General features: G+C 67.7%; 12 protein-coding genes. 1 reads left to right on the top strand and 11 read right to left on the bottom strand.

What is annotated here, in order from left to right; all coding sequences use genetic code 11:
• Positions 1-358: IS200/IS605 family transposase (tnpA, locus tag MFF22_RS01050; RefSeq protein ID WP_238247256.1), on the top strand; the 358-nt coding region annotated here is incomplete at its 5' end.
• Positions 359-703: 345 nt separating this feature from the next.
• Here tnpA and MFF22_RS01045 read toward each other — a convergent pair.
• From MFF22_RS01045 to MFF22_RS00995, 11 genes are all read right to left on the bottom strand, one after another.
• Positions 704-928, bottom strand: coding sequence for a hypothetical protein (locus MFF22_RS01045; RefSeq protein ID WP_007564018.1), 225 nt, complete (start codon positions 926-928; stop codon positions 704-706).
• A 77-nt stretch (positions 929-1,005) separates the two neighbouring features.
• Entirely contained in the window at positions 1,006-1,311 is a 306-nt protein-coding gene (locus MFF22_RS01040; RefSeq protein WP_238247254.1) for a hypothetical protein, read from the bottom strand.
• 294 nt (positions 1,312-1,605) lie between these two features.
• Positions 1,606-1,875 carry a hypothetical protein gene (locus MFF22_RS01035; protein ID WP_007564020.1) on the bottom strand — a complete coding sequence of 90 codons (270 nt, stop codon included), beginning with the start codon at positions 1,873-1,875 and terminating at the stop codon, positions 1,606-1,608.
• A 47-nt stretch (positions 1,876-1,922) separates the two neighbouring features.
• Positions 1,923-2,360, bottom strand: a complete 438-nt coding sequence (locus tag MFF22_RS01030) for a DUF411 domain-containing protein (protein ID WP_007564021.1) — start codon at positions 2,358-2,360, stop codon at positions 1,923-1,925.
• 24 nt (positions 2,361-2,384) lie between these two features.
• Positions 2,385-2,762, bottom strand: coding sequence for a copper-binding protein (locus tag MFF22_RS01025; protein ID WP_238247251.1), 378 nt, complete (start codon positions 2,760-2,762; stop codon positions 2,385-2,387).
• A gap of 578 nt (positions 2,763-3,340) precedes the next feature.
• Positions 3,341-3,622, bottom strand: coding sequence for a hypothetical protein (locus tag MFF22_RS01020; protein WP_238247249.1), 282 nt, complete (start codon positions 3,620-3,622; stop codon positions 3,341-3,343).
• 117 nt (positions 3,623-3,739) lie between these two features.
• Positions 3,740-4,735 (bottom strand): NAD(P)/FAD-dependent oxidoreductase, encoded by a 996-nt coding sequence (locus tag MFF22_RS01015; protein ID WP_238247247.1) that lies wholly within the window; start codon positions 4,733-4,735, stop codon positions 3,740-3,742.
• A gap of 162 nt (positions 4,736-4,897) precedes the next feature.
• Complete coding sequence (locus MFF22_RS01010) at positions 4,898-8,092, bottom strand: efflux RND transporter permease subunit (RefSeq protein ID WP_238247245.1); 3,195 nt, start codon at positions 8,090-8,092, stop codon at positions 4,898-4,900.
• Positions 8,089-9,612, bottom strand: a complete 1,524-nt coding sequence (locus MFF22_RS01005; protein ID WP_007564027.1) for an efflux RND transporter periplasmic adaptor subunit — start codon at positions 9,610-9,612, stop codon at positions 8,089-8,091. The genes MFF22_RS01010 and MFF22_RS01005 overlap by 4 nt, the downstream gene beginning before the upstream one ends.
• Positions 9,612-10,172 carry a FixH family protein gene (locus MFF22_RS01000; RefSeq protein ID WP_238247243.1) on the bottom strand — a complete coding sequence of 187 codons (561 nt, stop codon included), beginning with the start codon at positions 10,170-10,172 and terminating at the stop codon, positions 9,612-9,614. Before MFF22_RS01000 ends, MFF22_RS01005 begins: the two co-directional genes overlap by 1 nt.
• The gene (locus tag MFF22_RS00995; RefSeq protein WP_238247241.1) at positions 10,172-10,588 is read right to left on the bottom strand and encodes a FixH family protein; all 417 of its coding nucleotides are present in this window, start codon (positions 10,586-10,588) and stop codon (positions 10,172-10,174) included. Before MFF22_RS00995 ends, MFF22_RS01000 begins: the two co-directional genes overlap by 1 nt.
• Positions 10,589-10,594: the final 6 nt, after the last annotated feature.

Genomic DNA, 10,594 nt, shown 5'->3' with positions numbered 1-10,594 from the left:
CGGCCTTCGCCGGATGCGCACGCTGCGTCCACATCTCGGCGAGGTGTTTCGCACCCTGGCGCAGCAGAAGGAGAGCCGGATCGAGGAGGGGCATCTCCTCGCCGATCACGTGCACATGATGATCGCCATCCCTCCCAAGTACGCCGTCTCCCAAGTGATCGGATACATCAAAGGCAAGAGCGCCATCCATCTTGCACGGGTGTATGGCGAGCGCAGGCGGACCTTCGTCGGCCAGCACTTCTGGGCCAGGGGCTACTTCGTCTCGACGGTCGGCCGCGACGAGGCCGTGATCCGTGCCTACATCAAACAGCAGGAACAGGAGGATCAGCGCTTGGAGCAGTTGAACCTCTGGCGCTGAATGTCGCCTCGCCGAGATCGCGCCGATGCGGTGTCGTGCTCGGGTCGACCATCATCCCGCAAACAGGATCCTTGACCCGCTCATGGACGTCGGCGTTGGGTCGCGTGCTCGCGCCGGGGTCCTTCAACATAAGCGATGACCTCCTCGGTCCCAGTTCCGCCCGACCGCGGCTACCGCTGATCACCCGCAACCAAACTCTTGCATGAGGCGCGAGGAGAAAGCTGTGAGGCGTGCCCTCTTCTGTCCTTCCCCGAGGGATGGGTTCCCATTCACGACGGGACAGTAGGCGGTCACGAGGAAATTCACGATCTCGGCGGCGCTTGCACCGGGATGAGCCTGTCTCAGCTACGTGACGATCTCCGGGACCGCCCCGGTGCCCTGCGCCGCCAGCAGCTCTGCGTAAGTCCGAATGTCTCCAGCCGTCTGGTCGATCGCAGTTGGGGTCCCGGTGGGGTGCGGGAGCGGGCATTCGAGCGCCCGCACAGGGCCGCCGGCGAGGATGCCCAAACCCAAAACGCTCAGGCCGGCGATCCGACGCAGGCCGATACTCCTTCGCTCCCGATCGCTCACCGTCCGATCCTCCCAGACACGGCAGAGCCGGCCAACACCACCCCGGGCGTTCAAGGACGTCCATCCCGCAGTGCAGCCTAGCGCTTGCGGTCCGCGCCGGAGCTGTTGCCCATCATCATCATAGCCCCGAACATCAGTAGGCACGGCAGCAGGAACAGCAGGAACGTCCAGCCGCCGACCTGGGCGACACCTCCTACTTCTCCGCCGAAGACAACGGCCCCGAGCGCCACACCGATCAGCACCGCCACGATCAGTGCCATGGGGCCGCGACCCATGCCGTAACCCATTCCACCGCGAGCGCGGGTTTGGGCAGCCGGAGGCTCGGGAGCGGTGGTCGGCCCGGTCGTGACGTCCGGGGGCTTGCTCCAATCCTGTTCAGGCATTGTGAGTTCCTCGTTTGCAAACCCGGTCCTCCCGGATCCGTCGGACCCGCGAGAGCCAGGCGCTTGCCTCCTGTTCGTGGAAAAAGTCCCCGACCGGCGGGGATGAAACCGGCCGGGGCAAGAGAGTGGGGATCACTTGGCAGAACCCAATACGGTTAGCGCGGCCCGACCTCACAAGCCCGGTGGAAACCTCATCTGCGGCCTAAACTTGCCCACCGACGGCCCGGCCACGGGCGCGGGAAGTCCGGCTCGCGCGCAGCCCTCGTGGCCAGAGGGCCAGCGCGCGTCCCCGACTCAGCCGCGCTTGTCCGGGTTCTGCTGGCCGGACCCGCCCTGGTTCTGCCGGTCCATCATGGTCTGCATCATCTTGTTGCAGTTCCCCATCATCTTCGACATCTCCTGCATCATCGGCATCATGCCATCACCCTGACCCTGCATCATGCCGCCCATTGTCCCCTTGTCCGACGGTGCGGGGTTCGTGGCAGGTTCAGCTGAGGCAGCGGCGATGCCGGCAAACAGAGCAAGGCCGAGAGCGGCGGGTGCGAGCTGCGAGATTTTGGACATGAGGTTCTCCTGTCAAACGTAGGTTTCAGAATAGTCCTGCCTTCGCGCTACTCGCGCGCGAAGACCTTCGGGGCGCCGTCGCCGATTTCGTAGATTGTGAACGGCCCCGTCTTCTCCCCGTCCATGCCCGGCGAGCCCGCCGGCATGCCCGGCAGCGATATGCCCTTGATGGCGGGCCGCTCGGCCAGCAGCCGCTTGACCGCTGTGACTGGTACGTGCCCCTCGACGACGTAGCCGTCGATGAGCAGCGTATGGCAGCCCTGGAGCGGCTCGGGCACGCCGTGCTCGCGCTTGAGTGCCGCAAGCGCGGGCGTCTCTTTGACGGTGACCGCAATCCCGTTGCGCTGGAGCACCTTCGCGTAGGCGTCGCAGCACTGGCACTGGGGGTTCTTGTAGAGAATGGCGGTCTGGACGCCTTGCGCCGCGGCTATGGACGGCGCGGTCACCGTAAGGAGAACGCCGAGGAGCGTACGGCGATGCATCATGGCGTGCCCTCCGGCCCGTCTGCCCTACTGGGCCGGGGTGATCGACTGAACGGTGTAGGAACCTTTGCTCCCGCTCAGCGTGAACTTGACCTTCTCGCCCGGCTTGACCTTCGAGAGATCGACCGAGGCAGCCGCCGGGAACTCCATGTGCATGGCGGGCCAGTTGATCGCCGGGATCGGCTGGTGGTCGAAGGTCACCTTGTGCTGGCCCGCGTTCACGGCCGCGACGGTCCCGGTGGCGCTGGCCGTCTGCTGCTTTCCGCTCTCCGGGCCAGCCTTATCGCTCATACCGGGCATGTCGCCCATCGGCGCGGCCTGCGCCTGCACGCCACCCGCGAGCAGCAGCGCGACGACGGCCGCAGTGAGCATGCCCTTTCGGCTCGACTGGCCAAGATCAGACATCGGTGGTCCTTCCTTCTAGTCCGGCTGGCCGGGGCGCCTTGGGCACCGCCGTGGCGAGAGCCCGGACGCTCCTTGCAGGCGAAGGGCACGCGCGTTGCGGCCCCTTCACCTCGAACTTCGGGCCCGGCGCGGGAAAGGTTACAATTCGCTTCTGGCTACCACAGCATACAAGTCTCGGCGTGGCGCCGACGTCGCCTTACGGCTTGCCGGGCCAACCCGACCGGGGGGAGTACCCGGAGCGGGCGGGTGCCCTGTCGACCGAGCCGGTCACCAGGACGCCGTCGGTCGGTTCCGATGTCCGGGACAGGTTCTGGGTCGCGCCCGAACGGGCATGGCCTGGAAGGAAGCGGGCCGGGACGTTGTCCATCCAACCCGCAGAGGCGTAGCTCGCCCCAGTCGAAGTCAGGAGAACTCCGAGGAGCAGCGCAGAAAAGCTGCGTTTCATAACAAAATCTTCCCTGGATGTGCTTGGCGCTTGATGCGTCTTGTATAAGTTCGGGGTGGCCGGCAAACGGTTACAGTGAGAATGCCTTTCGGAGAGAGCGGCAGGGCCCGCCGCGCCGAACGCCTTCGACCGCTCATCCGCGGGGTGCTGCCGGCCCGCCGGGACCCGGTGATCCAGGGCCGAGTAGCATCCACAGCCCGCCCAGGAAGCCAACCACGTAGGCGCCGACCCCAACCGCCCCCAACCGGAGGTGCGGTTCCAGGACCACGATGGTCATGGCCGTGGCCATGAGCACCAGCCCGAACCCGGCGCGACGGCCGCGAGCCAAGGGCACGAGGCCGAGAATGGCACCGAGCCCGATCAGGAGGACCAGCGCATGGGTGGCAAGGCCCGCCACCTGGAAAGCGTTCAGCATGCGAGAACAAGCTCCGGGGTCGAGAGCGAGCGCTAACCGAGGGACCGCGGCGGGGTCGCGGACGCCGAGAGACTTCGCGCCCGACTACTCGCATCGCGACGTCGCCGGTGTAGCGGCTCAGCGCCGTCCCGCGTCGGGCGACGAACAGCAGGTGCACAGGTTCTGGGGTGAGAACGACAGCGTGTCGTCCGGAGCCTCCTTCGGCGAGGGCACCCCGCGCAGCAGATTGTGGATTGCCGTCGCGGCGATGGCGGCCTGCCCCATCGCGACGCTGATCTGGTCGAGGCTGCGCACCACGTCGCCGGCCGCGAACAGGCCCTCGGTCGAGCTCCGCTGGTGCTCGTCCGTCACCACGCAGCCCTTGTCGTCGAGCCGGGTGCCCAGGTCGTGCACGAGCATCGAGCGCGCATCACTGCCCAGTGCCGAGTACAGCGCATCGAACGAGCGGCACTCCCCATCCCGCATCGCCAGCGCGCGGACCTGGTCGCCCTCCACCACCACGCGCTCCACCGCCTCCTCCACGACCGCGATGCCGGCCTCTGCCGCCGCGCGGCGCTCATCCTGCGAGAGGGTCAGCGGACAACCGAGAGACAGCAACGTGATGTCGGCGGTGTAGGTCCGCAGGAACTGCGCCTCGTGCAGCCCGCTACTGCCGTGCCCGATCACCGCGACCCGCTTACCCAGGACCTCGTAGCCGTCGCAGATCCCGCAATGGCGCACCAACCCGCGTTGGATCGCGTCCGGCACGTCGGGCAGGTCCGGCTCGCGGTCGACGACCCCGGTCGCCAGCAGGACCGTGTGCGCGGCGATCCGATCCGGGCCGATACGCGCGATGAAGACACCGTCCGCCCGGCGCTCCAGGTCGGTGACGCGGTTGTGGACGATGTGGGCTCCGTACTTGCGCGCCTGCTCCGTCATCCGGCTCAGAAGCGTCCTGCCGTGAATGCCTTCGGGAAAGCCCGCGTGGTTGTGCGAGGTCGGTATCAGGGCCGCACGGCTTGCCCCGGCATCGACCACCTGGAAGCGCCGGCGGAAGCGGGCCAGGTAGATCGCGGCGGTCAGTCCAGCCGGTCCGCCGCCGATGACAAGGCAATCCAAGACGTTGTCCGGCATGGTTCCGGCTTCCTCTCGTCGCGTGCGATGACGACTTGTCCCGCTGGCCGGGGCGGCGACGCCGCCCCGCACTCACCTGGCGGGCACTCACCTGGCGGGCACTCACCTGGCGGGCACTCACCTGGCGGGCACTCACCTGGCGGGCACTCACTCGGCGGGCACTCACTCGGCGGGATTGACCAGGCGCGGCTGCACGCGAACCAGAGCCTTGCCGGGCGTCGGAGCGCCGGTGCGCGGTGGGCTTCGGTGCGGAAGCCCCCGCGCCTTGACCAGGCCGTAGATGGCCGGGATCACCACGAGCGTCAGCACGGTCGAGGAGACCATGCCGCCGATCATCGGCACCGCGATGCGCTGCATCACCTCGGAGCCCGCACCCGTGCTCCACAGGATCGGGACCAGGCCGGCCATGATGGCGACCACGGTCATCATCTTGGGCCGCACGCGCTCGACCGCCCCGACCATGATGGCCCGGTACAGGTCCGCGCGCGACGGCACCCGGTCCGCGGCGGCGACTTCCGCCCGCACCTCGTCCCAGGCGTGGTCGAGGTAGATCAGCATGATCACCCCGGTCTCAGCCGCAACGCCCGCAAGCGCGATGAAGCCGACGGCCACCGCCACCGACATGTTGAAGCCCATCCACCACATCAGCCAGACCCCGCCGACCAGCGAGAACGGCAGCGAGAGCATGACGATGAACGTCTCGGTGAGCCGGCGGAAGTTCAGGTAGAGCAGCAGGAAGATGATCAGCAGGGTGACCGGCACCACGATCTTCAGCCGCGCCTCGGCCCGCTCCAAGTACTCGAACTGCCCGCTCCACTGGATGCTCATGCCCTGCGGCAGCTGGACCTCCTTGTCGACCGCCGCACGCGCCTCGGCCACGTAGCCACCGAGATCGCGGCCGGTCAGGTCGACGAAGATGTAGACCGCGAGCTGGCCGTTCTCGGTGCGGATCGAGGTCGGGCCGCGGGTGAGCTGCACTTTGGCCACCTCGCCGAGTGGCACGGTTCCACCGCCTGGCAGCGGCACTTGCACCTCCCGCGCGATGGATTGCGGATCCGAGCGGAAGGCGCGCGGGTAGCGCACGTTGACGGTGTAGCGCTCGCGGCCCTCGACGGTGTTGGTCACGCTCTGGCCACCGAGCGCCGTGGCGATGACGTCCTGCACGTCGCCGACCATCAGACCGTAGCGCCCGAGCGCCTCGCGGTTCGGCGTGATGTCGAGGAAGTAGCCGCCGATGACCCGCTCCGCGTAGGCGCTCGATGTGCCCGGCACGTTGCGCACCACCGCCTCCACCTGGCGGGCAATCTTCTCCATCTCGGTGAGGTCGGTGCCGTACACCTTGATGCCGACGGGCGTGCGGATGCCGGTCGAGAGCATGTCGATGCGAGCGCGGATCGGCTGCGTCCAGGCATTCGACACGCCGGGAAACTGTAGGGCCTTGTCCATCTCGGCCTTGAGGCTCGCGAGCGTCATGCCGGGACGCCATTCATTCTGCGGCTTCAACCGGATGATCGTCTCGAACATCTCCATCGGCGCCGGGTCGGTCGCGGTACTTGCGCGTCCGGCCTTGCCGTAGACCGACGCGACCTCTGGGAAGGACTTGATGATCCGGTCCTGCGTGGCGAGGAGCTCACCGGCCTGGGTCACCGAGATGCCCGGCAGGGTCGTGGGCATGTACATCAGCGTGCCCTCGTTCAGGTCCGGCATGAATTCCGAGCCGAGCTGGCGTGCCGGCCAGATCGTCAGGCCGAGGACCACCACGGCCAACACGATGGTCAGGACCTTGGCCCGGAGCACACCCTTGATCACCGGGCGATAGACCCAGATCAGGAGACGATTGAGCGGATTGCGATGCTCGGGGACGATGCGCCCGCGCACGAACAGCGCCATCAAGGCGGGCACCAGCGTCACTGACAGCAGTGCCGCGGCTGCCATGGAGAAGGTCTTGGTGAAGGCGAGGGGCCCGAACAGCCGGCCCTCCTGGTTCTCCAGCGTGAAGATCGGCAGGAACGAGACCGTGATCACGAGCAAGCTGAAGAACAGCGACGGGCCGACCTCCGCTGCGGCCTCCACCAGGATCTCGACTCTGGGCTTACCCGGGGGCGCCCGCTCCAGGTGCTTGTGCGCATTCTCGATCATCACGATGGCGGCGTCGATCATCGCACCGACCGCGATGGCGATGCCGCCGAGCGACATGATGTTGGCGCCGATGCCGAGCAGCCGCATGGCGCCGAGCGCCATCAGGATCCCGACCGGCAGCATCAGGATGGCCACGAGCGCGCTGCGCAGGTGCAGCAGGAACACCACGCAGACGAGCGCCACGATGACGCTCTCCTCGACCAGGGTGTGCTTCAAGGTATCGATGGCCGCGTCGATGAGCTGCGAGCGGTCGTAGACCGGCACGATCTCAGTGCCCGAGGGCAGGCTTTTTGCCACCTCCGCGAGCTTCGCCTTCACACCCTCGATGACGTTCAGGGCATTGGCGCCGAAGCGCTGGAGGACGATGCCACCCGCGACCTCGCCCTCGCCGTTCATCTCGGTGATGCCGCGTCGCTCGTCAGGCCCGAGTTCGACCCGGGCGACGTCGCGGATCCGCAAGGGAGTGCCGGCGTCGGTCTTCAGGACGATGTTCTCGATGTCGGCGACGCTCTTCAGGTAGCCGCGGCCACGAACCATAAACTCGAACTCCGAGAGCTCGACGGTGCGGCCGCCGACGTCGGCGTTGCTCGACCGGATCGCCTCCCGGAGCTTACCGAGCGAGATGCCCTGCGCACGCAGCCGGTTCGGGTCGACGACGACGTTGTACTGCTTGACGAAGCCGCCGACGCTCGCGATCTCGGACACGCCCTCGGCGCGCGAGGCCCCGAAGCGCACGACCCAGTCCTGGAGCGAGCGCAATTCGGCGAGTGTCCGCTGCTTGGCCACGATGGCGTACTGGTAGACCCAGCCGACGCCGGTCGCGTCGGGTCCGAGCGTCGGGGTCACGCCGGACGGTAACTTGCTTCCCGCCGCGTTGAGGTATTCGAGCACGCGCGAGCGGGCCCAGTACGGGTCGGTCCCGTCCTCGAAGATGACGTAGACGAACGAGACGCCGAAGAACGAGAAGCCGCGCACCACCTTCGACTTCGGCACCGTCAGCATCGCAGTAGTCAGCGGGTAGGTGACTTGGTCCTCGACCACCTGCGGTGCCTGACCCGGGTACTCGGTGTAGACGATGGTCTGCACGTCCGAGAGATCGGGGATGGCGTCGAGCGGCAGGGTACGGACCGCGTAGAGGCCGGCGGCTACCGCGAACACGGTGCCGATCAGGACCAGGACGAGGTTGCGGGCCGACCAGCCGATGAGGCGGGCGATCATTGCGACTTCTCCTCGCCCTGCGCCTGCGGAGCCGGCGGCGTTGGGGTCGCCATGCTCTGGAGAGCGGATTTCAGGTTGCTCTCGGCATCGATCAGGAAGTTGGCCGCGGTCACGACCTGCTCGCCGGCTTTCACGCCATCGCGGATCTCAGTGTAGCCCTCGCCGCGAGCGCCAATCTTGACCTCACGCGGCTCGAAGCGGCCCTCGCCCTTGTCGATGAGCACGACCTGGCGCGCGCCCGTGTCGATGATCGCGTCGTTCGGGACCGCGACGACGGGCTTCGTCGCGCCGGTCCCGATCTCGACGTCGGCGTACATGTCGGCCAGCAGCACGCCATCCGGGTTCGGCAGCTCGATCCGCACGCGCGTGGTGCGAGTCTGCGTGTTCACCTGCGGGTAAATCAGCGCGACCTTGCCGGTGAACGTGCGTCCGGGCAGCGAGCGCACGTGCACGGCGACGGGCTGGCCGACCTTGATGCTGCCGAGGTCGTATTCGGGCACATCGGCCAAGACCCACATCACCGAGATGTCGCCGATCCGAAACAGGGTTTCTCCAGCCGCGGCCTTCATGCCCTCGATGGCTGTGCGTTGCAGGATCACCCCGTCGCGGGGGGACGACCAGGTGATGGCCATCGGCACCTTCCGGGTGCGTTCCATCTCGGCGATGACCTCGGCCGGCACGTTCAGGTTCTGCAGACGTCGACGCGAGCCGTCGAAACCGGGGTTGGCGATGAGCTGGGCGGCGGCCGCGTTGATCTCGGGGGAGTAGACGTCGACGAGGGGCTGGCCCTTGCGCACCTGATCTCCGGTGGTGACGTTCTCGACGTGGTCCACATAAGCGTCCGAGCGGGTGGCCACGATGGTGACGCGCCGCTCGTCCAGCGTGACGGTGCCGGGCACCCGAACGGGCCGGCTGATGACGCGGCGCTCGACCGGCTCCGAGCGGACGCCGGTGCGCTGAACCTTGCCGGGTGAGATCTTGACGGTGTTGCCGTCCTCGGCCTCGCCCTCGTAGACGGGGATGTAGTCCATCCCCATCGAGTCCTTCTTCGGCGCCGGCGAGGTGTCCGGCAGCCCCATCGGGTTGCGGTAGTAGAGAACCTTCTTGGCCCCGGTCTGCGTCATGCCGGTCTGTGTCATACCGCTCTGGCCACCGACCGCCTCCGCCGGCTTCGGATCGAAGTCGACGTCTTCGCTGACGCGCACGGGCCGGTAGTCGCGTCCGTCGGGCGTTTTTGAAGGCGCCAGCGTGTAGGCGGCCCTCCCGTCGGGATCGCGGTAGTACAGGATCGCGGCATCCGCCGCCGGACCCGCCCCGTCCCTGACGAGTAGGCCCGAGACCGGAGCCGGCACCCAGGCCGGCAAGGGCCAGTTGGCCTCGCCCGCCTTCAGGCCGACCAGCACCGCGCCGACGAGCGCGGCCGGCGCGAGCGTGAAGCCGGCAATCCGGGCCGCAAGGCGCACGGGGCTGCCACCGCGTTCCTGGGTCTCGGAGATGTGGAAAGGCGTCCTCTGGTCCATCACGGTACCACCTTGAGCGCGACCTGGTTCTGCACGGTGCCGGTCTCGCCCTGCACCTTGGCGGCCAGCGAGAGCTGCCAGTCGCCCGCCATCGTGAGGTTGGTCTTGAACCGGTAGAGGCCGGGCTCGGTCGCCGGCTGCGGCTCCAGCTCTGTCGTCATGGTCGGCATGCCGGCCGGCGCCATGTCGAGGCGGCGTGCGAAGACGATCGCGTCGGGGACCGGCTTGCCCGCCGGCTTCTGCTGAAGGCGCACGGTCAGCACCGCTTCGCCCTGCTTGGCTTGGTGCTCGACGAGCTCGAAGGTGTAGTCCTTGAGGTTCGCCGGCGCGGCGGCATCGCTCCCCCCGTGCGGCAACCAGCCGGCAAGCGCCGCCGGAACATGGCCGGAGACCGAACTCGGGATCGTCCAAGTCCCGCGGCCGAGGCCGTAGCCGACGGCGGCCGCAGCCACGAGCACGAGCACGAACACGACGAGGCCCACGACCCACTTGGCTCGACCACCGCCGGAGGGCGCGGTCTCGAACTCCTCGAAGTCGTGGAAGGGCGTGTGCTGATGCATCAGTGCACTGCCTGCAGGACGAGCCTGCGTTGGACCGGGTCCGGAAGGCCGGGGATTTTGGCGGCGAGGGTGAGCGCCCAGGCGCCCTCCATCGAGAGGTCGGTCTCGAAACGGTAGTAGCCGGGCAGCGTATCGGCCTGGAGCTCCAGGGGAGCCGTCATCTGGCCCATCCCGTCAGGCGACATGTCGATCCGGCTGATGAACAGGACCGCGTCCGGAACCACCTTACCAGTACGCTCGTCGATGAGCCGGACCAGGAGGGTCGTGCCGTAACCCTGCTTCACCTCACGCTCGACGAGCTCGAAGGCATAATGGTCCGAAGCGTCGCGGCTCAAGGACGACGCGACGGCGACGCCGGCGCCCATGAGAAGCAGCGCCAGCGCGAGAGCGCGCCATAGTGGGAGGCGCCCCCGCATGGCGGC

It is taken from the genome of Methylobacterium persicinum (assembly GCF_022179525.1).
In the GTDB taxonomy this organism is placed as follows: domain Bacteria; phylum Pseudomonadota; class Alphaproteobacteria; order Rhizobiales; family Beijerinckiaceae; genus Methylobacterium; species Methylobacterium persicinum.
This window is presented reverse-complemented; position numbering and strand designations above follow the sequence as displayed.

Coding starts and splice junctions, on each gene's coding strand:
- MFF22_RS01040 (WP_238247254.1), bottom strand. CDS start 1,311: ATGCCTGAACAGGATTGGAGCAAGCCCCCGGACGTCACGACCGGGCCG.
- MFF22_RS01035 (WP_007564020.1), bottom strand. CDS start 1,875: ATGTCCAAAATCTCGCAGCTCGCACCCGCCGCTCTCGGCCTTGCTCTG.
- MFF22_RS01030 (WP_007564021.1), bottom strand. CDS start 2,360: ATGATGCATCGCCGTACGCTCCTCGGCGTTCTCCTTACGGTGACCGCG.
- MFF22_RS01025 (WP_238247251.1), bottom strand. CDS start 2,762: ATGTCTGATCTTGGCCAGTCGAGCCGAAAGGGCATGCTCACTGCGGCC.
- MFF22_RS01020 (WP_238247249.1), bottom strand. CDS start 3,622: ATGCTGAACGCTTTCCAGGTGGCGGGCCTTGCCACCCATGCGCTGGTC.
- MFF22_RS01015 (WP_238247247.1), bottom strand. CDS start 4,735: ATGCCGGACAACGTCTTGGATTGCCTTGTCATCGGCGGCGGACCGGCT.
- MFF22_RS01010 (WP_238247245.1), bottom strand. CDS start 8,092: ATGATCGCCCGCCTCATCGGCTGGTCGGCCCGCAACCTCGTCCTGGTC.
- MFF22_RS01005 (WP_007564027.1), bottom strand. CDS start 9,612: ATGGACCAGAGGACGCCTTTCCACATCTCCGAGACCCAGGAACGCGGT.
- MFF22_RS01000 (WP_238247243.1), bottom strand. CDS start 10,172: ATGCATCAGCACACGCCCTTCCACGACTTCGAGGAGTTCGAGACCGCG.
- MFF22_RS00995 (WP_238247241.1), bottom strand. CDS start 10,588: ATGCGGGGGCGCCTCCCACTATGGCGCGCTCTCGCGCTGGCGCTGCTT.